Annotated in this window: 21 protein-coding genes; 8 read left to right on the top strand and 13 right to left on the bottom strand. The window is 33.9% G+C overall.

What is annotated here, in order from left to right; all coding sequences use genetic code 11:
• Positions 1–134: 134 nt before the first annotated feature.
• The 3 genes from J4771_RS01225 to J4771_RS01215 all read right to left on the bottom strand — a co-directional run bounded on the left by J4771_RS01225 (position 135) and on the right by J4771_RS01215 (position 4339).
• On the bottom strand, positions 135–1508 hold the full coding sequence (locus J4771_RS01225) for an McrC family protein (RefSeq protein WP_224135665.1): 1374 nt from the start codon (positions 1506–1508) through the stop codon (positions 135–137).
• Positions 1505–2893, bottom strand: coding sequence for an McrB family protein (locus tag J4771_RS01220; RefSeq protein ID WP_224135664.1), 1389 nt, complete (start codon positions 2891–2893; stop codon positions 1505–1507). The genes J4771_RS01225 and J4771_RS01220 overlap by 4 nt, the downstream gene beginning before the upstream one ends.
• 234 nt (positions 2894–3127) lie before the next feature.
• Entirely contained in the window at positions 3128–4339 is a 1212-nt protein-coding gene (locus J4771_RS01215; RefSeq protein WP_224135663.1) for a hypothetical protein, read from the bottom strand.
• A gap of 345 nt (positions 4340–4684) precedes the next feature.
• Between J4771_RS01215 and J4771_RS01210 the strand changes: the two genes are divergently transcribed.
• Positions 4685–5722, top strand: coding sequence for an IS110 family RNA-guided transposase (locus J4771_RS01210; protein ID WP_224135662.1), 1038 nt, complete (start codon positions 4685–4687; stop codon positions 5720–5722).
• 40 nt (positions 5723–5762) lie between these two features.
• On the opposite strand, the gene J4771_RS01205 is transcribed toward J4771_RS01210, so the two are convergent.
• The 7 genes from J4771_RS01205 to J4771_RS01175 form a co-directional block, all read right to left on the bottom strand.
• On the bottom strand, positions 5763–6758 hold the full coding sequence (locus J4771_RS01205) for an HNH endonuclease signature motif containing protein (RefSeq protein ID WP_224135661.1): 996 nt from the start codon (positions 6756–6758) through the stop codon (positions 5763–5765).
• Positions 6759–6767: 9 nt separating this feature from the next.
• Positions 6768–7163: a hypothetical protein gene (locus J4771_RS01200; protein ID WP_224135660.1), complete on the bottom strand. Its 396-nt coding sequence runs from the start codon at positions 7161–7163 to the stop codon at positions 6768–6770.
• Positions 7164–7418: 255 nt separating this feature from the next.
• On the bottom strand, positions 7419–8006 hold the full coding sequence (locus J4771_RS01195) for a hypothetical protein (RefSeq protein WP_224135659.1): 588 nt from the start codon (positions 8004–8006) through the stop codon (positions 7419–7421).
• Between the two features lie 224 nt (positions 8007–8230).
• On the bottom strand, positions 8231–8866 hold the full coding sequence (locus J4771_RS01190; protein WP_224135658.1) for a hypothetical protein: 636 nt from the start codon (positions 8864–8866) through the stop codon (positions 8231–8233).
• Positions 8867–9089: 223 nt separating this feature from the next.
• Positions 9090–9578: a DUF2007 domain-containing protein gene (locus J4771_RS01185; RefSeq protein ID WP_224135657.1), complete on the bottom strand. Its 489-nt coding sequence runs from the start codon at positions 9576–9578 to the stop codon at positions 9090–9092.
• Positions 9579–9799: 221 nt separating this feature from the next.
• Positions 9800–10084 carry an addiction module antidote protein gene (locus J4771_RS01180; RefSeq protein WP_055041555.1) on the bottom strand — a complete coding sequence of 95 codons (285 nt, stop codon included), beginning with the start codon at positions 10082–10084 and terminating at the stop codon, positions 9800–9802.
• Positions 10085–10087: 3 nt separating this feature from the next.
• Positions 10088–10387, bottom strand: a complete 300-nt coding sequence (locus J4771_RS01175) for a type II toxin-antitoxin system RelE/ParE family toxin (RefSeq protein ID WP_124784682.1) — start codon at positions 10385–10387, stop codon at positions 10088–10090.
• 472 nt (positions 10388–10859) lie between these two features.
• On the opposite strand from J4771_RS01175, the gene J4771_RS01170 reads away from it, so the two are divergent.
• Positions 10860–11864 (top strand): IS110 family RNA-guided transposase, encoded by a 1005-nt coding sequence (locus J4771_RS01170; RefSeq protein WP_224135656.1) that lies wholly within the window; start codon positions 10860–10862, stop codon positions 11862–11864.
• Between the two features lie 55 nt (positions 11865–11919).
• Here J4771_RS01170 and J4771_RS01165 read toward each other — a convergent pair whose 3' ends face one another.
• The 3 genes from J4771_RS01165 to J4771_RS01155 all read right to left on the bottom strand — a co-directional run bounded on the left by J4771_RS01165 (position 11920) and on the right by J4771_RS01155 (position 16308).
• A complete protein-coding gene (locus J4771_RS01165) occupies positions 11920–12558 on the bottom strand; it encodes a DUF4145 domain-containing protein (protein ID WP_224135655.1) in 639 nt (212 codons plus the stop codon).
• 227 nt (positions 12559–12785) lie between these two features.
• On the bottom strand, positions 12786–13328 hold the full coding sequence (locus J4771_RS01160) for a YcxB family protein (RefSeq protein WP_224135654.1): 543 nt from the start codon (positions 13326–13328) through the stop codon (positions 12786–12788).
• A gap of 184 nt (positions 13329–13512) precedes the next feature.
• Positions 13513–16308: a T9SS type A sorting domain-containing protein gene (locus J4771_RS01155; protein ID WP_224135653.1), complete on the bottom strand. Its 2796-nt coding sequence runs from the start codon at positions 16306–16308 to the stop codon at positions 13513–13515.
• Between the two features lie 445 nt (positions 16309–16753).
• Here J4771_RS01155 and J4771_RS01150 point away from each other — a divergent pair, with 445 nt between their 5' ends.
• The 6 genes from J4771_RS01150 (at position 16754) to kdpA (ending at position 22339) form a co-directional block, all read left to right on the top strand.
• Positions 16754–17971, top strand: a complete 1218-nt coding sequence (locus tag J4771_RS01150; RefSeq protein ID WP_224135652.1) for a site-specific integrase — start codon at positions 16754–16756, stop codon at positions 17969–17971.
• Positions 17972–18031: 60 nt separating this feature from the next.
• Positions 18032–19378: a sigma-54-dependent transcriptional regulator gene (locus J4771_RS01145; protein WP_041537352.1), complete on the top strand. Its 1347-nt coding sequence runs from the start codon at positions 18032–18034 to the stop codon at positions 19376–19378.
• A 167-nt stretch (positions 19379–19545) separates the two neighbouring features.
• The gene (locus J4771_RS01140; RefSeq protein ID WP_041537011.1) at positions 19546–19836 is read left to right on the top strand and encodes a DUF7674 family protein; all 291 of its coding nucleotides are present in this window, start codon (positions 19546–19548) and stop codon (positions 19834–19836) included.
• Between the two features lie 90 nt (positions 19837–19926).
• Positions 19927–20316, top strand: coding sequence for a DUF7674 family protein (locus J4771_RS01135; protein WP_013632637.1), 390 nt, complete (start codon positions 19927–19929; stop codon positions 20314–20316).
• On the top strand, positions 20313–20390 hold the full coding sequence (locus J4771_RS01130) for a potassium-transporting ATPase subunit F (protein WP_083811774.1): 78 nt from the start codon (positions 20313–20315) through the stop codon (positions 20388–20390). The genes J4771_RS01135 and J4771_RS01130 overlap by 4 nt, the downstream gene beginning before the upstream one ends.
• A 260-nt stretch (positions 20391–20650) precedes the next feature.
• The gene (gene kdpA, locus J4771_RS01125; protein WP_013632638.1) at positions 20651–22339 is read left to right on the top strand and encodes a potassium-transporting ATPase subunit KdpA; all 1689 of its coding nucleotides are present in this window, start codon (positions 20651–20653) and stop codon (positions 22337–22339) included.
• Positions 22340–22349: the final 10 nt, after the last annotated feature.

Below are 22349 nucleotides of genomic sequence, written 5' to 3'. Positions count from 1 at the left end.
AAAATTACAGCTAACGGTTTCGGGCTTGGCGAAGGTGGCGATTTTCACCGCAAATGTTGATGCGGAGAACCAAACTTTGATTAACCACAAATGTGTCTGCGGAGCACTGAACCGCCACTTTTGCCAAACCCGTGTTACCGGGTCGTTGTTCTTCTTTCAAGCTCATTAAGTTCATTTGTTAGTAGTCGTTTTGCTTCATTGATACTGTCTTTTTTTAATGGAATACCCATCACTAAAACTGTGTTTGCTACTTCGTTAATTCCGTTCTTATATTTTATAGATTTCAATTCTAACTGGTCTGATGGATAACAAAGAAATCCATATTTAAAGTCTGTCTTACTGAAAGAAGTATAAGCCATAATTTGGTGTAAATCGTGTCTGTGGTCGTCTTTCAGAGTTTCGCTATTGTCGAACTTGTTATAAAGGTTTGATTTGTATTTAGCATCTATGAATACTAAGAGGTTTTCCTTTTGATATATAGCGTCTGGTTCAATGTGTTTTAGTTCCCACGAATAATGCTTAGAAGTTCGTGAGTGGAACTTGAAATTCGCAAATAATTTTCCTCCGGTCTCTCTAGCAACTGCTTTAAAAATGTGTTGAACGAATTTTTCAAAAACATCTGAGAAGTCTACTCTCCATGCTGTGCTGTCAACCAAATTAAAGTTAAGGATTTTATTAGCTTGTTCTTTACAAGCTTTTACTGTTGGGCTGTCGGATGACTTGCCAACAATATTATTTGTCGCTTTAGGTTTATGGTGATATAATTTTTCTTCAATGAAACTAAGCTTTACACGGATTGTATTTTTTATTCTTTGTGGCGTATTAGAAGAAAGTAATTCATTCTTACAAATGTCAAATACATATCTTATTTCGGCATATTCGCTATGAAGCTCACTTAAAATATTTTTCCGAGTTGGAAACTTTAAACGATTTTCAATTTTGTATTCGTTGTTGATGTATTTGGTCCAATTGATTTGTCCAGAAGGTTGGCTAGATATTTTTTCAATGTTATCAAACTTACGCCAAGGTCTTGATAGTAATGCTTCAAGAGAAGCAATGAATTTAACTGCTTCTAAATATAACGGTGGTCGGAAGTTTTTACCAGAAGCAAGAGGAAAGCTGTCAATAACTTCCGGGCTAATTTCTGTTCCAAGTAAATTCAGAATTTCAATGTAATCTTCAAAACGGTCACGACCAGTAAACCTTGGCATTACAACAAAATCACCTATTTGCTTTCCTGTGTCAGATGCTCTTAGAGGAATAGTGCCAATGAAGCTGGAAGAACGGAATGTCAATGAGGTATTTTGGTCAGAGCCAATAATTAATGGCTGAACGCCTATGAACTTGAATTGCGATGAGTTGTAGTCTATAAACTTTTGAAGGTACTGGCCTATAATTCTTTTGTCAGCCGATTTAAACCATTTTTTTTGCAAAGCAATTCCACTTAACTGTCTTGATTGTTCAGTTAAGCAAGGCACTTCGCAAAAAACATCTAATGGCTTGCTCATTCAAAAAGTGATTTGTTTATTCGAATAGCGAAATAATTATTGAATTCTTCTTTGGCATTTCTAATCAACCCTTCTTGTAAATATTCTTTTATCAATGGGAATATTTCGTACTTGATACGATTTGTCATTTCTTCTTCGCTGTCTGCAATAAAATAGCCTTGTCCAGGTTGCAGCGATAATTCATTGCTTGAGGCATACCAATCAAATATCTCTTGAATTCTTGCAAAATCCTCTTTGAAAAATTGGTTCGATTTAATTGCCTTTGGTTTTAATGTATACCAAGCAAATCGTCTACGCAATGCAAAGTCCACTACCGCCAAGCTTCTGTCAGCTGTATTCATAGTTGCGATTACACAAAAATTATCTGGGAGTTTGTTAATCTTGAAACCAGGAGAAATTTCAATTTCAACATTCGATTTATCCATCTTGTGTTCAAACAAATAGAAAATAGGGCCTAAAACATTCGAAAGATTTGCTCTGTTTATTTCGTCAATTATCAAAAGGACTTTTTCATTCTCGTGGTCTTTCGCATACTTCAAAGCCTCGGTAAAACTCCCCAAGTTTTCTTTGTAGCTAAGTTCTTTATTGTTTAAGTCTGGGCGAATACCAAAAATAAAATCTGAAAAACTTGTCTCTGCGTGAAACTGGGTAAAAAATGTTTTGGCTTTAATTTTTTCTGCAACTTCTTTTGCTGTTCTTGTTTTTCCAGTACCTGGAGGCCCTTGAAGTACGATATATTTTCTTTCGTTCAAAAGATTTTTAATTTCTTCTGCTTCATCAATTGTCTCTGTCTTCAAGAAAGGTTCCAAAGCTTCTGAAATAGCTTTGCGGTGGTCTTTGTTTGAAGGCCAGTCCCTAAGTTTTGCATAACCTGCTACAAATGCAGCAATTGTTTTCTTGCCTTCTTCACTTTCCGGGTCATCAATAATTTGGCAAGCTGGTAAAACTTTTGTGTAAGTCTTTATTGTGTTTTTTATGTGTTGTAAATCTAGGCTGCCAGTGATGGACTTTGGCAAACTTGTTTCTATGTCAGAAAAGTCCGATTTACAAAATCCCTTTTCATTAATAAGTTTAGAAAATAGTCGTCTTAGGCCTGGATAGGTGGCTAGTTCATAGTCATTTTTAAAACCACTGGAACCAATACCCAAACAAACTAACCAAGGTTGGTCTTGGTCGTTTGGAAATATAGTTAGTGAAAAGTCGTGGAATGGTCCCGAAGCTTCTTCTTCTGGATGAATAAAACCAAAGTAAGCTCCGTTGTCTTTTAAAGCCTCTTGTCCCGTGTTGTTACGCTCAACATAAGGCTTATTAAATTCGTTGTCTGTCTTGGCACCGAACTGTTCCGCTTTCTCTTTGATGAATTGTCTAACATTTTCTATGTTCATATTGTATGTTTGAGTGTCGTATTAAACTGCCCGGTAACGTAAAAAGTATTGGCGAAGTGCGGGGAATTCGAAGAACTGGAAGTTCAAGAATTCACAAACGAAGCCGATGCTTTTTCAGATTGACTAAATTACATAAAAAAACAATATGAAAAGCAGCAGCGAAAGTAAATTTTACAAATTCAATGCAAAATTCAAGCCCGCATTTTGCCAATACAATGTTAGCAGAAGTTCTTTTTATTGCTCATTAATTTCAGTTACTATTGATGACATTTTTCCAGAAAGTGGAATTTGTAAATTTGTTGATGAAGAATTTATAAAATAAAGAAATTTATTTGTTTGAATGGGAAATATAGATCTTGATTTATCGTAACTATTTCCAGTAATTATATTATCTGTTATTTTTTCAAAATTTTTATTTATCTTAAATATTAATGCATCTTGTTCATTACCACCTCCTAAATCGCCAATAATTAAAAATCCGCCGTCACTAGATTTAGTTATTTGGTTTGCAAATGGCTGTTTTTGACTAGAGAAATTAATCACAGAACTTTTTATAATATTTCCACTTGAGTCTAGTTTATGTAATTCGTAGTTTGTAAAAGTAGAGTTTACTACCAATATTTCATCATTATAAATATTGATGCATCCCGAATTAATTCCATTTGTATTTTTTTTCCAAATAATATTTAATTCATCATCAATATTTACAACCCAATTACCAATTTGAGAAAAATCATTGTTAGTAGAATTACTTTTTAATGTTAAAATAAACGTATTATTAAGTTTAGAAATTTTTCTACCTAAATCATCATTGTTCCCTCCGTATGTTTTTTGTTTAATTAAATTTCCATTATTGTCAATTTTTGAAACCCATACATCATAACCTCCATTATTATTTGAAATATCGAAATTAGTTGATGCTGTATAACCAACAAAAATAAAATTGCCATTTGTTGTTTCAATAATTGTATTGTCTTGACTTACACCTTCGTAACCACTTCCACCATAATTTTTGTTCCAAATAAGATTTCCGTTTCTGTCAATTTTAATCAAAAAAATATCAAAACTTCCATAATTCTGTTCAATATTCCCATCAGTTGATTCAGATTCCCCTATAACCAAAAAATTACCTTGCGAATCTTCAAGTATACTTTCTGCATAATCTTTTTTACTTCCACCATATATTTTATCCCAAACAACATTAAAATTTGCATCAAATTTAATAATGCGATAATCATCTGCAAATACTATTGCAATATATTGATTATCCTTTGTTTTTATTATTTGTCTAATTTCAATATTACCTAGCGATTGTTTGTAAGATAAATTAAATTTTAAATCTGTTGATGTTTCTGTCGGATTTTCATTTAAATCACTATTATCTTCTGATCTACAACTAAATACTATTGTTATTATTAATAAAAGTAAGAATTGTTTTTTTTTCATATGTTCTGTTTAGGAATTTCTGCTAACGGTAAGGGGCTTTGCGAAGTGGCGGATTATCAGCACAAATGTTCATTTGAAAAACTGAACTTGAACCTAGCGCTAAACTGTCATAGTAGCACTTAACCCGCCATTTTGCAAAACCCATCTTTACTTTGCATCCATAAAATAAATACCTTTAGAAAGCAAAACAGAGTGACCTAAAAAACCCTGTAAATTAAGTCAGATTTAACTAACATATCAGTACTCTGTTTTGCATAAAGGTTGAACTGATGTTTCAAATAGAATATTAGACAAGAACTACTAAAGATTTTAAAACCATTCAACCACCTTTCAAAAAATAAAGATATGAAAAATTACAAAAACTACCTGGGTTTCGATGTCTCCAAAAACACCTTGGACTACTGCCTCCTGATTCCGGAAAGAGACACGGTAAAGAGAGGAAGCGTCGCCAATGAGAAAAAGTCTCTGCAGACGATATTTGCAGCGTTTTCAAAGGAAGGACTGATGATGGAGGACACACTCGTGGTCTTCGAGCATACCGGAATCTACTCCACTATTCTGGCGGTGTTCCTGTGCGGGAACGGTTGGAACTATGCGGAAGTCCCCGCAATCGAGATCAAGCGTTCCAGAGGTCTTTCCAGAGGCAAGAGCGACACGATAGATGCGCAGGGGATCGCCAAATACGCGATGCGCAACGAGGACAAGATCCAACTCTCGGAAGTTCCCGAAATCATCTACCAGCAACTTAACCTCATGAATGCGGAACGCGAAAAGCTCATCGCCGCGATAAAAAGTTTCGAGCGCACTTCGGAGGGCGAGGAATTCTTGGGAAAGGAAGTCTACAGGAGCGTGAAATCCGCCAACAGAAAGACGGTAACGTTCCTGAAATCCCAGCTGAAAACCCTGCAACTGGCAATAAGCAAACTCGTCAGGAGCGATGAAGACCTTAACGCTAAACAGGAGCTGTTGCGCAGCATACCGGGAGTCGGAGAAATCGGAACGCTTTATCTGCTGCTCACCACGAAGGGATTTCTGCGGTTCAGGAATGCGAGAAAATATGCGTGCTACTGCGGAATAGCGCCATTCGGGAGAACATCGGGAACCAGCATCCGGGGGAAAAGCAGGGTGAGCCCTTTTGCCGACAAAAAGATGAAGTCGATACTGCACCTGCTTTCACTGACGGCAATAAAGTACGACCACGAGCTGAAGCTCTACTACGAGCGAAAACAGGCGGAAGGAAAACCGAAAATGTTGGCGCTAAACAACGTTAAATTCAAACTCGTCAACCGGATTTTTGCGGTCATAGGGCGTGGGACTTCCTACGTGAAACACAACAATTTGCGGCATGAAAAAATTCAAAATAGTACTTGTTTTTTGACATAGAATATGTTAGCGGTTCGGCATTTTTTATTCATACTCATTTTTAACAATAATCATCAATTGTGTCGCCACCTGACCATTCAAGTCCTTGTGCAAGTGTAAATTGTTTTTCTGCTCCGTTCTTTTCAAAAAATGTTCCAAGGCTATTATGAACGAAAACATCATTTTGATAGGTTATCTCTGCCAATGAATAAGGTTTAATCGGATTTTCGTCACCACTTTTGCACATAATCCACAGTGTTTTTTCGTCTTTGGAAATTGCAAATCGCTCAATAATAGAACTCGTATATTGGTTTTGGGAAAATATATTCCCTACTTTTAGGTTTGAAGTATAGTCAGCAATTGAGTTATGAGTGATTGTCTTTGGACAGCAAGGAAATTCGCTTGGTGTTTTCCAATTTCGGGCTATTTGAACAGCGTTTGGGGTTAGTGAATTTATAAATTCTAATTCTTCTGCAACATTGGCAGTAAATTGATTTGATAAACTTCTATTGTAAATCCATTCACCTAAAGTTCCACCTTGTAATGGTTTATCACTTTTTGCCCAAGCTAATAATCTTTCTTTGCTCGCTTGTGCTTCTTGGATACTAACTGTACACATCCAGTCATAGTTTGGGTCTTGAAATTTGTCACGAAATTTTGAAGGGTCAGCAAGAAAAGTTTCAACACTCCCGCAAATAATTTCGATACGCTTTGCGGTGATTGGGTTAAGCAATATGTTTTCTAATCTTGTTACCCATCGAAGATTGTCTGGTCGGTTATTTTGCTTGTTTGTGTCAATGTGGTCAACAACGTATTCTTTTGTTGGTGCTTCTCCGAGAAATGCAGTTGCAACTATTCTGTGAATGCGAACCGAAGCAATTTCTAAATATCCTGTCCTGATGTTTAGTTTGCCAAAAGTCCAATTGTTGTCGGTTGGTCGTTGACGTTTTTCATTAAGTGGATGACGTAAAACTGCTCCGTTGTCACGAACAGAATAACGCTCATCTTTATAATAGCAAATTAGTTCATTTTTAAAGTCGTCAACACAAAAACTCATAATATTCACTCAATATATACGGATTACTAATCTTTCATCTTCCTTACCCCATTGAACTTGCCAAGTTCTTCCGTCTACTTGGTCAAGCAAAATGAAAGTGTATATGTTAGTTGTTGGATAAAGAAAAAATCTACCATTTTTCTCTTCGTCCTTATTTACCTGAGAGATGTCTGATAGTGTACTCTCAAATCTATATTCTTTTCCTTTATTACTCCATTGAACTTGCCACATTTTACCATTTCTTGTATCTAGTTTGATAAATGTGTACATATTTCGTGTTGAAAACAGTCTATATGTAACGGCAGTGTCCGTAGAAATAATTTGTGTAGGGACTTCTGATGTCGTTTGTGCAAACGAAAAGTTTGAAGCTACTAAAAGAAGTAGTGTAATTAATGCCGTTTTCATTATGTCATATTTTAATGGCTTTTGTTTGATGTATTGTCGTTCTATGCTGACCGCTAACGGAAAAAGTATTGGCGAAGTGCGGGCTTTCGAAGAACAAAAAGTTCAAGGAAGACCAAACGTAGCGAATGCTTTTTCAATACTGCTAACTTACACAAAAAATGCAGAATTGAAAAGCATGAGCGGATTATTTTTTCCACTTTTCAATTTTGCACTTTCCCCCGCCTTTTGCAAATACTATGTTATCTGCAGGTTTTTTTATTTGTTATTGGACTCAATTTTATTCTTAATTTCAATCTGTTCCGCAATAAAACTTTCTAAAGGTTTTGCATTTGGTAAGTTTTCCTTTTGAAATTTTTCAATAATAGGAATTGTTAAGGCAGTTTTGAAAAAAGTATAATTGTCAGAAATTGAAGCATTATTTTTTTCAATGATTCCACTCATTTTTTTGAGATTTGAAACTCTCATATAATATTTCGATTCACTATTTTTTAGTAGTTCAATTAATTTCTTTTTAAGCAAAGAATCCGTGATTGATTTTGTATTGGATACAACTGAAGAATAATAATTTTTAGATTTGTCGTCATAAGAAAATAATTCTTTTCTTACTTCGTGTGATTTATTCAAATTATTTAGAATTTCACTGTCAAATTTTTGTAATTCTTGGTCGTTTTTAATTAGTTCAGCATATAATTTATCAACTAAATTTTCATCATCATAAGATCTAAAACTTCCGCTAACGGAAACTTTATTATCATTCAACGCGTCAGGAATTTGATTGTTGCTTTTTTCTTGTCTACACGAGAAAAGTAAAATTGAGCAAAGTAAAAAATAGTAGTTTTTCATTGGCGTAACGTTTTGATAAACTTGCAGCTAACGGAAAAAGTATTTGCGAAGGGCGGGCTAAATTTAACTGAAAGTTCAATTTCGACCGAACGAAGCAAATTGCTTTTTCAGATTGTTAAATTACAAAAAAATACAATATGAAAAGCAAGTTGCGACTAAATGCAACAAACCTTTCTACGTGGTTTCAACCCCGCCTTTTGCAAATACTATGTTAGCTGTAGTTTTTATTTCCCTCTTTGAAGTCCTTTTGGAATTTTTATTCGTTTTCTTTTTTTACTAATTAAAAAACCGGAATCTCCATTAATTTTATATTCAAAATAATGTTTTTCTCCATCAATAATGTCAATTTCGTAGAATATCATTTTTGTTTTTTCATTTTGTCTTAATCTAATATCCCAAAGATTATCATTAAAAACATCAACTCTATAATTTTGTTTCATTAGTTTATCAATATTCAATATATTTAATTTAGGTCCAGGAATTCCATCATCAAAAGGAACATTGTTCCAATCAATTTTTCTTGTAATAGAACCGTTTTCTGAATATTCAACATCATTTCCAATTGGAAATTCTGAAAGGTGTGCTTTTCCAAATATTCCTTGTCTTTTTGCTTTTAAATACAGATATGGGTAGAACTCATAAAAGATAGCATAATTTCCTTTAACAATGTTTATTCTTGGAATATCATTTTTATACTTCATCATGATAACCAATGAATCATTTTTTTTGTATTCAATTCGTAATGAATCTAAAGATGTCTTAGATAATTCATTAAATAATTTAATATCAAAATGCTTTTTTTCTGTAATTTGAGCATTAAGCACATTAAAAATAAAGAAGAAAAAATATGCCGATTTCATTTTACGCCCCAAATTTATAAAATTACAGCTAACGGAAAAAGTATTTGCGAAGGGCGGGCTAAATTGGACGGAAAGTTCAATTTCGACGGAACGAAGCAAATTGCTTTTTCAGATTGTTAAATTACAAAAAAATACAATATGAAAAGCAAATTGCGACTAAATGCATCAGGTTTTTCTATTATATATTCAACCCCGCCTTTTGCAAATACTATGTTATCTGCAGTTATTTTTTCTTTTTCAGTTTAAATTCATCGCGATAATTAAATCCAGAAATCATAAAATTGATTGTTATAATCAGCGTTATTATTGCAAAAATTATATTCCATAACGTTATGTTTGTAAAAAACAGAATTCCGATTTGAAAAACTAAGCTAATAAAAAACAAAATTGCAAAAGTCATATGATTTGATTTTGTTCTATAATAATAGGGAAGATTTCCACCTAAATAGTGACCAGGATTTAATCTGTTATTACTCCATTCTTCAACTCCTTCCATAAAATTTTCTTGATCAATGGTTTCGCTTTCGTCGAGCTTTTCGTTTTGGATAATAATTTTTGCGCTATCAAAATCAGACTCATTTATTAGAACTGAATTGTTTTCGGCGTCAACTTCAGCAATAATTTTATTCTCATTTAAAACATTTTTTAAATATTCAGCATTTACTAAATATTTGCATCTATATATTTCTATCAAATCTTTTGTTGACGGCATTTTGTGATAATTGCAGATAACGGGAAAGGGCTTGGCGAAGGCGGGGATAAGAAAGCCGGAAATTCCAACCAAACCCGAACCGAGCAAAAACCATTTTCGTTTTTTCAAAATTACAAAAAATAAAAAAACGAAATGGTTTTTTGCGGCTAAAAGTGCTGAAATCTTCTAAATGATAACTCTCCGCCCCGCTTTTGCCAAACCCATGTTGTACGACGTTTTTTTTATGCAGTTATAGGATTAACTCTTATTTGTCCGCCAACTGCTTTCAAAACTTTCATAATTGTTGAAAACTGTGGTTTTGCACCTTCAGATAGTGCTTTGTACAAACTCGGTCTGCTCATTCCAGTTTCTTCTGCAATTTTTGTCATTCCGATTGCTTTTGCAATATTACCAATTGCTACAACAATTTCAGAATCATCGCCTTCTTCAAGGACAACATTAAGATATTCAGCAATCATTTCGTTGCTGTCCAAATAATCTGCAATGTCAAATTTTGAAATATCCATTCTTTATTCTTTTATTTTTTCCCAAATTTCTTTCGCTTTTTCTATATCTTTTTGTTGGCTTGATTTGTCGCCGCCAATTAACAAGATAATAATTTTTCCATCTGTCTCTTTGAAATAGATTCTGTAGCCCTTTGCAAAATTTATTCGCAATTCGCTGATTCCATTTCCAACAGGTTTGCAATCTCCAAAATGTTCTTCGTTTTGTAATTTCTGGATTCGGAACAAGATTTTAGCCTTTGCTCGGATATCTTTTAATTTTCGGAACCACTTGTCAAACTCATTTGTTTTCTCAATAAAGTACATTTTGTATTCATTTGGATACAAATATAGTAAAAAGTTAAATCAATGCAAAATTTTTGTTTTAAAGCGGAATCTTTCTAAAATGTCGTACAACGGGAAAGGGCTTTGCGAGGTGCGGACTACTGCAACCGAAATTTCAAGAGATGACCGAACGCTAGCAAAAACTTTTTCCATTTTTTAAAATTACGAAAAAACTAAAAAATGGAAAAGTTTTTGCGGGTATTTTCTAGAATTTCTCTGAGATTTCCTTCAACCCCGCATCTTGCAAAACCCATCTTTACTTTGCATCCATAAAATAAATACCTTTAGAAAGCAAAACAGAGTGACCTAAAAAACCCTGTAAATTAAATCAGATTTAACTAACATATCAGTACTCTGTTTTGCATAAAGGTTGAACTGATGTTTCAAATAGAATATTAGACAAGAACTACTAAAGATTTTAAAACCATTCAACCACCTTTCAAAAAATAAAGATATGAAAAATTACAAAAACTACCTGGGTTTCGACGTCTCCAAAAACACCTTGGACTACTGCCTCCTGATTTCGGAAAGAGACACGGTAAAGAGAGGAAGCGTCGCCAATGAGAAAAAGTCTCTGCAGACGCTATTTGCAGCGTTTTCAAAGGAAGGACTGATGATGGAGGACACACTCGTGGTCTTCGAGCATACCGGAATCTACTCCACTATTCTGGCGGTGTTCCTGTGCGGGAACGGTTGGAACTATGCGGAAGTCCCCGCAATCGAGATCAAGCGTTCCAGAGGGCTTTCCAGAGGCAAGAGCGACACGATAGATGCGCAGGAGATCGCCAAATACGCGATGCGCAACGAGGACAAGATCCAACTCTCGGAAGTTCCCGAAATCATCTACCAGCAACTTAACCTAATGAATGCGGAACGCGAAAAGCTCATCGCCGCGATAAAAAGTTTCGAGCGCACTTCGGAGGGCGAGGAATTCTTGGGAAAGGAAGTCTACAGGAGCGTGAAATCCGCCAACAGAAAGACGGTAACGTTCCTGAAATCCCAGCTGAAAACCCTGGAACTGGCAATAAGCAAACTCGTCAGGAGCGATGAAGACCTTAACGCTAAACAGGAGCTGTTGCGCAGCATACCGGGAGTCGGAGAAATCGGAACGCTTTATCTGCTGCTCACCACGAAGGGATTTCTGCGGTTCAGGAATGCGAGAAAATATGCGTGCTACTGCGGAATAGCGCCATTCGGGAGAACATCGGGAACCAGCATCCGGGGGAAAAGCAGGGTGAGCCCTTTTGCCGACAAAAAGATGAAGTCGATACTGCACCTGCTTTCACTGACGGCAATAAAGTACGACCACGAGCTGAAGCTCTACTACGAGCGAAAACAAGCGGAAGGAAAACCGAAAATGTTGGCGCTAAACAACGTTAAATTCAAACTCGTCAACCGGATTTTTGCGGTCATCGAGCGTGGGACTCCCTACGTGAAAACACAACAATTTGCGGCATGAAAAAATTCAAAATAGTACTTGTTTTTTGACATAGAATATGTTATCTGTAGCCATATTATTTCATTTTTGGTTTGCCTAAATCAGCTAGTTTTTTATTTAATTCGTTTCTTTTCTCCTGAAGAATTTTTGGTTGAACAAAATAAAAATCAAATAAGGACTCAATTACATCAAGCAACCATTCTGCTTCGCCAATTTCAACCGGAACAATTTCTCCGGTTATTTTACTTTTGTTAGGATGAGCAGCAAAATTCCCTATATTTCGTATAGCATCTATACTTTCAATAAGATAAGTTGGAAGTTTGCCATCGTCAATGACTTCTTGGATTTCGTTAGCTAAATCTCCTTTTTTCACTCCCGCCTTCTCTCTTAAAATATTTTGTAAACACCTTCTACTCAAAGCAGCACTTGCTTTAGGACTGAAATTAACAACTAAACATGCTTCATTATAGTCATCAGAAAAGTTTTTGTCAACTTCAACTGGAACGGGCGGCCTACTCGCTGTTATAGGTCTAACCAAATATTCTTCAATTACTTTATTAAGATTATCTCTTTTTTGTAGTTTGATTATGAATTTTTCACATTTTACATTGGGACAATTCATCCATAATAAATTGTATCTTCCATCCTTGTCATTTCCAATAAAATTATTAGAAAAATTTTCATTTACTTCAATGTTACAATGTGGGCATTTCATATATAGTATTTGTTTTTATGGTTACAGATAACGGAAAAAGTATTTGCGAAGGGCGGGCTAAATTGGACGAAAAGTTCAATTTCGACTAACCAAAGCGAATGCTTTTTTCGTGGAACTAAACTACAAAAAAATTGTGGAACGAAAAAGCAGGCGCGACTAAATGCAACTAATAGTTCTATTAAATATTCAACCCCGCCTTTTGCAAATACTATGTTAGCAGAAGTTTTTTATTTCCACTTCCAGTCTAAATCTATATTTTCTTTCAGGTTATATTTTGATTTGATTTCGTTTAGCATGGAATTAAATTGTTGAATGTTTTGAATTACTTTTTTAGGAATTATTAGACTTTGTGAAGTTAGCAATTTTAGGAAATAATAATTTTTAGTTTCATTAATTTCAGTCAAACTTTCGAAATTTATTTTGGATTCTCCTAGTTTGCTTTCCTCAATAATTTGGTTTTCGGCAAAATTTAGTTTGCACATTAGTCCAAATCTTTCTTTGTAGTTTTCATTTATGAATTTTTTGTAGTGATTTTTGTATCGATATGTTTCATAAATTTTATAAGCTATTATCAAGGCAATGTAAATAAGCAAAGGAATAATCGGAAAGCTTTTAGTGGAATTATAAATTGAAATGAAAAAAGCTAAAAAGATTACAATCATTATTATTAAATTTCGTCTTCGCTGATTTCTTATATTTTTACTTTTTGAGGCGGTATAAAGTTGATATTCTAAGAAATCATTTTCATCTAAACTATAGTTTAATTCCATTTATGACAGGTCTTTGGATAAAATTTCTGCTAACGGTGGGGTATTGCCGAAGGCGGGTTTTTTTTGCACCGATCTTCAATATAAATACCATATTTTTAATTAATTACTTAAACTATTAAAAATGTACTTCAGCCTCGCTTTTGGCAATGCCTTGTTAGCAGAAGTTATATTTAATTGCAAAAGATTATTTTTTAATTAGTTTACTACTATAGTTTTTGAAATTAGTAAAAATATTTAGAAAATATATTCCAGCTGATAAATTTTTAACATTTATTATTGTATTATTATGTGTAGAGATAATTCTACCATTTGCATCATATATGATTATTTTTTTTATTTTTTCGCCGTTATTTAGTATAACATTAAACTCATTAGTTGCAGGGTTCGGATAGATTAATATCTTATTACTTACAATATTATCATTACCAACGTCTAATGTGTTAATTGAATCAGAAACAAAAAGTTCTTCACCGTGATTGTTATATTGATCGACACTAAAATAAATTTTTGAATTATTTGTATATAAACTTTTAATCCACGTATAGGCAGGTTGTTGTAAAGGTTGATTATTTATTGTAAAACTCAGTTGTTGATAGTTTCCAGCACTTCCATTAGTTTTGAAAATTCTTTGCATAGAATCTACTGCATAGATTTCATTATTTAGACAATTTAAAAAAGTGAAGTTTTGTCCGATAACTCCAGTTTGATAACCATCAACAACCAAAAACGTTCCATTTGTTGTACCATCAGTCCTATAAATTCCCGTTGTTTGATTTCCTCCATAATTAGCAAGAAAATAATTTTGATTTCCACATTTAGTTATAGAATTCTCACCAGTGAAATAACTTGTAGTAATTAATTGGCTCCCCTGTGTAGTCCCATCTGTTTTATGCATTTCAGTGTAATAACCGTTACTACTAGAAGTGAAAAAATATAATTTATTATTTGCAACAAATGAATTTCCGTCAATAAATCGATAATTGTTTTGAATCAAAAATTTTTGGTTACTACTATCATCAATATAATATAGCTCTGAATTTTGCAAGTTTGTATATAGATTATTTGCAAAAAACACTTTATTATTAAGAATACCTAAGAAACATTTTAATGCGTATATGCTACCAACTTCTGTTATTTTTATCGTATTACTCAACGTACCGTCAGATTTCCAAATTTCTGTTGTAGAATTATTTATCATTTTAAAATAAATTCCGTTGTCTGTCTTTACAAAGTCATTATCAACGTTTAATAGGGAAGACGGCATATTATTGACATATTTTTCTATTAATAAAGAAAAATTTGTTGAATTATTTTCCAAACTCCAAATTCTCATATATTTATCAGAACTATTATATGTTTTTATAATGACTTTGTTATTGTTTGGTGGGTATATTCCATATATTTTTTCATTTGCAGGAGGTAAGATTTGATCCGTTGAACTGGTTGCTGTATTTGTTCTGTATATTTTACTGTTGTGAAAATAAATAAAATTACCCGAAACAGTCACAGGTTTATATTTTAATATATTGTCTGGAAAAGTCTCTTCCAAATTGTTACTTAATTTTACCAAGTTGTCATTAGTGTCTATTTTATATACTTGATAATAGTAGCCATCTTTAGATAGAAAATAAACCTCTCCATTTACTTCGGTATGATAACGAGGTGTTCCATAACTATTATAAATTAAATCTTTTTCAATGTTTGAAATATTATTCAAGGGATCATAAGAAAATAATTCGGTATTTTTATATGTAGTATAAAAATCAATATAAGAATCAATATAACCTGAAAAAATTAATCGATTTTGATATTCAATGAATTTACTATCATTTGCAGATTTTATATTTGTTTTTAATATATTACTATTATCATAAAAATAGATTGGCGAAGAATTGTTATTATATTCCTTTAAAGCTAAATAGTTACCATTATTACTAGAGGAAATTGTTTGAAATACTGTATTGTTAGAATCTGTTAGAGGATTTACTTGGTCTAATTGATTTACATAAAATAAATTAGTATTTGTATCAATGTAAATTTTGTTTTTATAGTATGAGAGTTTATTAATGGTAGGAATACTATTGTAAATAAGATTGGTACCAATAAAAGTTCCGTCCGTTTTCCACAAATCTCCATTAACGGTAAAAAGAAGTTTATTATAATTTTGAAAATCAAAATCATAAAAAGTAGAATTGTTAGTCAGAGTATAAAAATTTATAGTGTTTATTTCATTCCCGTCGGTACTCCACAATCCTAAATTATAATTACTATCTCTGGCTATAAATACAATTTTATTATTAAAGTTATACATTTTTTCATAACCATAAACGATTGAAGAGTTTATACCAGAATTAATATCTTTTACGACAGTTGTGCCAGCGATGGAACCATCTGTTTTCCATATTTCTCTACCGTAATTAGCGCTATTACCAAAGAAAAATATATATCCATTATTTTCGTACAAATAATTTCCAACATTAGCTGCATTGGTAATTTGAATTGTTCCGTTTGCTGTTCCATCACTTACATAAAGTTTTTGCTGAAAAACAAAATATAGTTTATTATTTAGAATTTTAGCTATAATGTTATTTGAATTAGAATAGTAGATATTTAAGTCTTTTACTTTTGAAGTTGTATTTGTACCTAAATCTGTTGTCCATAACTGAAGATTAGAATTGTCTGTAGCAAAATAAAATATACTATTGTTTATTTTATAAAATTCATTCTTGATCATACTATTACCAGAATTATTATTAATATTCTGTATCATATTTGCCGAATTCGTTTGCAAATTATATTTATGCGGTTCGATACCACTGCCTGTATTAGCGGCAAATATTATATTGTCATTAATTTGTAATAATCCACTAGGTTCAGAACCAGGGAAAAAATTTGTTTCTTTTATATTCGAATTAATTGGTGATTGTGATTTTATTACAATAATCAAAAATATAAATAGAACCAGTTGTTGTTTTTTCATGCTTTTATTTTTATAATTTCTGCTAACGGAAAAAGTATTTGCGAAGGGCGGGCTAAATTTAACTGCAAGTTCAATTTCGACCGAACGAATCAAATTGCTTTTTCAGATTGTTAAATTACAAAAAAATACAATATGAAAAGCAAGTTGCGACTAAATGCATCGGGTTTTTCTATTATATATTCAACCCCGCCTTTTGCAAATACAGTGTTATTAAAAGTATTAAATCGTATGTAGCTTTTTGCATTTAAATACATAATTATCAATAAGTTATAAAATTATAAAGAGCGAAATAATGCAAAAAAACGCAACGAAATGTTAGGTTTGTTGTACCAAATGTTGTACCTTTGTATCAGGTTGCACCGCTTTGAAATAGCTGATTTATAAAGGGTTTCATCGTTTTGCACTCGATTGTTTTTTTAGTACAACAAATATAATACTTTTTCTTATGGCTTCGATAAAATTAGTGCTTCGGACAAACCAAGAAGACAAAACAGGTCATAGCCCTTTATACATAAGACTTATAAAAGATAGAAAAGCCAAATTTGTTGCCACAGGCGTAAAGCTGAAGCACAACGAATGGGACGATGACAAACAGAAGATAAAGAAGAACCACACCAATAGTGCGAGAATGAACGCCTTTCTTGCCCAGAAAATTGCCGATGCCGAAGGAACAGTTGCAGACCACGAACGCAAAAGAAAATCCGTATCAGCCCGAAAACTCAAAGAAGCAATAAAAGGTAAGGATATGGCAAACTTCTTTGAATATGCTTACAATCGTTGCGAGCGTATCAAAGGAACGGTATCAGTTGCCACCTATAAAAATTACAAACAGTATGTAGCCAAGTTTGAAAAATTCATTGGACACAGGGATATTTATTTCGATGATATTACTGTTACGATGCTGAAAGACTATATCAATTATATGTCTAACAATTTGAAAAATGGAGCAACTACGGTACACTATTCTTTATTGATTTTATCCGTAATGTTTCGTGATGCTCAAAGGGAAGATGTAATTGAAGAAAACATTTATCCGTTTTCAAAAGTTCGTGTAAAACGTGATAAAGGCAAACGATTATTTTTGAGCAAAGAACAAGTAGAAAAGTTACGCAATTTTAAAATCGAATACACAGGAAAAGACGAAGTCTTTAGAGATATGTTCATTTTTTCGGTGTATGCAGGTGGCTTACGTTTTAGTGATGTAGTGAGCTTGAAATGGGAAAACTATAATGAAAAAGAGCAACGCATTACAAAAACCATTCGCAAAACAGGAAGAACCCACAGTTTTAAAATCGGCCAGACGGCAATAGATATTCTGAACCAGTACAAAACAGCTATATCACAATCAAGTGATTTTGTTTTCCCGATATTGGAAGATGTAGAAAGATTTGATACCGATACCGATTATCAGGCACATATCATCAATGCAAAAAACATTCTATGCGGTCAGAAGTTAAGAAGAATAGGTAAGGATATGGAATTGCCTTTTTCGTTATCATTCCATTTAAGCCGTCATACATTCGCTACAAATGCTCTTAACAACGGTATGCGCATTGAATATGTTTCAAAGCTGTTAGACCATTCAGATATCGGCATTACGCAGATTTACGCCAAAGTGATTAGCGAGGAATTAGATAAAGCCGTGGATAAGTATATAAATTGAAGAAACCATAAGCATTACCCAATATTTTAATTACTAAATTTACCCTATAAATTTCATACCGTGAGCAAAGTTTTAATCATAGACGACGAAGAAAAAATCAGAACCTTACTTTCCAAAATTATAAGTTTGGAGGGTTTTGACGTGGTGGAGGCTGGTGATATAAAAACCGGCTTAAAAAAACTGGAAATAGCTGATGTCGATGTCGTGATATGCGATGTAAAATTACCGGATGGAAGTGGCGTTGAAGCGACCAAAGATATTAAAGACAAATATCCTGTAACAGAAATAATTTTGCTCACTGCTTATGGTAATATTCCCGATGGCGTTCAGGCAATAAAGAACGGAGCATTTGATTACATTACCAAAGGTGATGACAATAACAAAATTATACCCTTGCTCTACAAGGCAACCGAAAAAGTATCTTTAGCAAAAAGGGTATTACAATTAGAGAGACAGTTAGCCAATAAATATTCATTTGATAACATCATTGGAAAATCCAAAATACTTAATGCTTCTATTGACGCAGCAAAAAAAGTGGCAGGTAGTGAAACGACCGTTTTATTGACTGGAGAAACCGGAACGGGAAAAGAGGTATTTGCACAAGCAATTCACAATGCGAGCAACAGGAGCAAACAGAATTTTGTAGCAGTAAACTGCTCTGCTTTTAGCAAAGACTTGTTAGAAAATGAATTGTTTGGACATAAAGCCGGAGCATTTACAGGAGCAGTAAAAGACAGTAAAGGAATTTTTGAGGAAGCAAACCACGGGACGGTTTTCTTAGATGAAATTGGTGAAATGCCTTTAGATTTACAGGCAAAGCTGTTACGGGTTTTAGAAACAGGAGAATTTCTAAAAGTAGGTGATAGTAAACCAACCAAGGTGAACGTCCGTATTATTGCTGCTACTAATAGAAATTTACAACAAGAAGTAGAGGAAGGACACTTCCGTGAAGATTTGTTTTACCGGATTGCCGTCTTTCAGATTTCACTACCCCCACTCAGAGAACGGGTTATTGATATAGAAGAACTGGCGATATTCTTTCTTCGCACATTTACAAATAAGACGAACAAAAAAATCAATAAGATTTCAAAAAACTATCTCGAAGCACTGAAACAACATTCGTGGAAAGGCAATATCAGAGAACTCAAAAACGTAATTGAGCGTAGCGTAATACTTACAGGTACTACAGAATTAGAAGAAGATAGTCTGCCATTGGAATTACAACGTCTTGGCACTTTAGATAACCGTGAAAAAACACTATCTGCCTTTGAACTTGCAAGCGTAGAAAAAGTTCATATTCAAAAAGTGTTGAACTACACTAATGGCAATAAAACAGAAACATCAAAACTGCTCAATATTGCCTTAACTACTTTATACAGGAAGATTGACGAGTACCATATAAAATAAACCCTTTCAAAACGATAGTCTTTACCCTTTCAAAACGAAAGGGTTTTTTGTTGCCTTACTTTTGTATACGCTCGTTAAATTATTTAAAATCAAATAGTTATAAACAATCTAATTTTAATGGAACAGGAATTGGCATAAGAAGAATGTAAATAAATATTCTTATGACAATGGAACACGAACAAAAAAGCGAATTTGAGAAAATTCAACAATTAGAGGTTGAAGCCCTTGATGCCATCTTTAAGGGGCAAAAGAAAAAAGTTGTGAGCCTGTTTGGCAAAGCCGAGCAATTATTTCAGAAAGGCAGCAGCTACACACGTACAATCATTTCCAATACATTTATTCTTCCCTTATCTCAACTGCTCGAAATGAATTACAGTTGGGGCAAAGAGTATCTCATCTTGTTTCCCAAACAGCTCAAACAAGAGTATTGCAGACAAATCTATTCATCAGGAATTTAATAAATATATAAAAATGGCAATACTATTAATAATCGCAGGTGTAGCACTTTTCGCATTCTTTTTTTTATTAATAAGATTATTTGAAAAGATATGAAATCTAAACAGAAAATCAATGAAGACCGTGCGGCTGTTTATTTAGCTGAACATCATAAAGAAATCAGCAATGAAATAAGGGAACTGTCTGCTCATAAAAACTTCGCTGGTATTCTTCAGGCAGTCGTAAACCTGATTAGATGCTTGCTCGAAAAAGGAGAATTTACCAAAATTACCAGACATATACGATATATCGGATGGATATATCAGAGAGGTAACGACTACATCAGGTATATTATTGAAAATCTATTTGTACGCTCATTTGAAGGCATACGCAGACGGTGTTCTCCAAACCAGTGGCAGCAACTATACACTGAAATTCCAAAACCTTTTCAGGTTGTCTATCTAACGCAAAACAACATCATAATTCAAAAAATAAAAATATGATAGCATTATTCATCATCGCCATTGCAGTATTTTTCTATATGTGCTATGTGCTGATTAAACCAGAAAAATTTTAAAAACAGCATCCATTCAAAAAATTGAGAAATGAGGAAAAAAATAAAAGAGCTGTTTACAATCATCTTCTGGATACTTGTGCTCATATCTTTTATATACCTCCTATATATAAAAATAAACATCCTTTTCTAATTAGAAACAATATGAAAAACTTTAGAAGTGATATCCGAGAAATATGGAGAGTTATCATTGTATTTCTTGTTGTTTTCGGATTTGTGATGCTTTTCGGATGGCTTATTAAACTATTATTTAATTAAAAGATATGAACACAGAAATTTTAGGAATTATAGCGATGTTCGGGGTAACGCTGTTACTGGCAATTCCCCTTGGCAAATACATCGCAAAAGTATATGCAGGTGAAAGAACTTTTCTTGACCCTGTATTTAATCCCATAGAGCGATTGTTCTATAAAGTATCAGGCATAAATCCTGATAATGAAATGAATTGGAAACAGCATTTGGTAGCATTGCTCACCATTAACCTGCTCTGGTTTCTGATGAGTATGGGAATACTGATGAATATGGAGAGCCTGCCCCTAAACCCGGATGGGAACCCCAATCAATCAGCAGATTTAGCGTTCAATACCACCATTTCATTTTTGGTAAACTGTAACCTGCAACACTATTCAGGTGAAACAGGCATCAGTTATTTAGGGCAGATATGGTTGATGTTTCTTCAATTTGTAACTGCGGGCGTAGGTATGGCAGCAGCGGTTGTATTATTCAAAGCATTTAGAGAAAAGTCAACCACCCAATTAGGTAATTTTTACAATTATTTTTTAAAATCCTGTACCCGCATTCTATTACCTATATCATTGATACTGGCTGCTATTTTCGTTTTTGAAGGTATGCCAATGACCTTTGAAGGAAAAGATACCCTAACCAACTTACAGGGTGATACTATTGAAGTAAGCCGTGGACCGGTTGCTGCTTTCGTACCTATCAAACACGTTGGTACAAATGGAGGTGGTTTTTTCGGTGCTAATGGTGCTCACCCATTAGAGAACCCTACCTACCTAACCAATATGGTTGAAATGTTTGGTCAATTTATCATTCCTATGGCAATGGTATTTGCATTTGGCTTTTTTATACGCAGGAAAAAGTTTGCCTGGATGATGTTTGGAGTAATGACTGTAGGATTTCTTTTGTTGGCAATTCCAAATATCAATATGGAAATGAACGGGAACCCTGCCATAACACAGATGGGAATTGACAATTCTTTGGGAGCAATGGAAGGAAAGGAAATCCGCTTGGGTGCAGCAGCGTCCGGCTTCTGGAGCATCGTAACAACTGTTATTTCTACAGGTAGTATCAATTCGATGCACGATAGCTCAATGCCATTATCCGGTATGAACGAATTACTGGCAATGATGATTAATGCCTTTTATGGAGGAGTTGGAGCGGGAATACTCAATTTCCTAATCTTCATCATTTTGGCGGTATTCATCAGCGGATTGATGGTGGGCAGAACACCCGAATTTATGGGTAAGAAAATTGAAGCAAGAGAGATGAAAATAGCAATGATAATTGCTTTGGCACATCCTTTCCTTATTTTGGTCGGAACAGCTTTAGCAGCCGCATTACCACAATATACATCAGCAACATTAGCCAATCCGGGCTTCCACGGTTTCAGTGAGATGCTGTACGAATATACTTCTTCGGCAGCCAACAACGGAAGCGGTTTTGAAGGATTGGGAGATAACACCGTATTCTGGAATATATCCACGGGGATAGTATTGCTGTTGGGTAGATTTCTTCCGATAATTGGTCCTGTTGCTATTGCAGGGTTGCTTGCAGAAAAGAAATTTATACCTGAAAGCTCAGGAACGCTCAAAACCGACACATCTACATTTGGTTTAATGGTGTTTGCAGTTATTGCCATCATTGCGGCATTGGCATTCTTCCCTGCGTTGGCTTTAGGTCCGATTGCCGAATACTTTTCACTTTATTAATCTTTATCAA

Origin of the sequence: Candidatus Kaistella beijingensis (assembly GCF_020084865.1) — a bacterium.
GTDB lineage: Bacteria > Bacteroidota > Bacteroidia > Flavobacteriales > Weeksellaceae > Kaistella > Kaistella beijingensis.
Note: the sequence above shows the minus strand (reverse complement) of the source record. Positions and strands in the feature narration are given on the sequence as shown.

Coding starts and splice junctions, on each gene's coding strand:
- J4771_RS01225 (WP_224135665.1), bottom strand. CDS start 1,508: ATGAGCAAGCCATTAGATGTTTTTTGCGAAGTGCCTTGCTTAACTGAA.
- J4771_RS01220 (WP_224135664.1), bottom strand. CDS start 2,893: ATGAACATAGAAAATGTTAGACAATTCATCAAAGAGAAAGCGGAACAG.
- J4771_RS01215 (WP_224135663.1), bottom strand. CDS start 4,339: ATGAAAAAAAAACAATTCTTACTTTTATTAATAATAACAATAGTATTT.
- J4771_RS01210 (WP_224135662.1), top strand. CDS start 4,685: ATGAAAAATTACAAAAACTACCTGGGTTTCGATGTCTCCAAAAACACC.
- J4771_RS01205 (WP_224135661.1), bottom strand. CDS start 6,758: ATGAGTTTTTGTGTTGACGACTTTAAAAATGAACTAATTTGCTATTAT.
- J4771_RS01200 (WP_224135660.1), bottom strand. CDS start 7,163: ATGAAAACGGCATTAATTACACTACTTCTTTTAGTAGCTTCAAACTTT.
- J4771_RS01195 (WP_224135659.1), bottom strand. CDS start 8,006: ATGAAAAACTACTATTTTTTACTTTGCTCAATTTTACTTTTCTCGTGT.
- J4771_RS01190 (WP_224135658.1), bottom strand. CDS start 8,866: ATGAAATCGGCATATTTTTTCTTCTTTATTTTTAATGTGCTTAATGCT.
- J4771_RS01185 (WP_224135657.1), bottom strand. CDS start 9,578: ATGCCGTCAACAAAAGATTTGATAGAAATATATAGATGCAAATATTTA.
- J4771_RS01180 (WP_055041555.1), bottom strand. CDS start 10,084: ATGGATATTTCAAAATTTGACATTGCAGATTATTTGGACAGCAACGAA.
- J4771_RS01175 (WP_124784682.1), bottom strand. CDS start 10,387: ATGTACTTTATTGAGAAAACAAATGAGTTTGACAAGTGGTTCCGAAAA.
- J4771_RS01170 (WP_224135656.1), top strand. CDS start 10,860: ATGAAAAATTACAAAAACTACCTGGGTTTCGACGTCTCCAAAAACACC.
- J4771_RS01165 (WP_224135655.1), bottom strand. CDS start 12,558: ATGAAATGCCCACATTGTAACATTGAAGTAAATGAAAATTTTTCTAAT.
- J4771_RS01160 (WP_224135654.1), bottom strand. CDS start 13,328: ATGGAATTAAACTATAGTTTAGATGAAAATGATTTCTTAGAATATCAA.
- J4771_RS01155 (WP_224135653.1), bottom strand. CDS start 16,308: ATGAAAAAACAACAACTGGTTCTATTTATATTTTTGATTATTGTAATA.
- J4771_RS01150 (WP_224135652.1), top strand. CDS start 16,754: ATGGCTTCGATAAAATTAGTGCTTCGGACAAACCAAGAAGACAAAACA.
- J4771_RS01140 (WP_041537011.1), top strand. CDS start 19,546: ATGGAACACGAACAAAAAAGCGAATTTGAGAAAATTCAACAATTAGAG.
- J4771_RS01135 (WP_013632637.1), top strand. CDS start 19,927: ATGAAATCTAAACAGAAAATCAATGAAGACCGTGCGGCTGTTTATTTA.
- J4771_RS01130 (WP_083811774.1), top strand. CDS start 20,313: ATGATAGCATTATTCATCATCGCCATTGCAGTATTTTTCTATATGTGC.
- kdpA (WP_013632638.1), top strand. CDS start 20,651: ATGAACACAGAAATTTTAGGAATTATAGCGATGTTCGGGGTAACGCTG.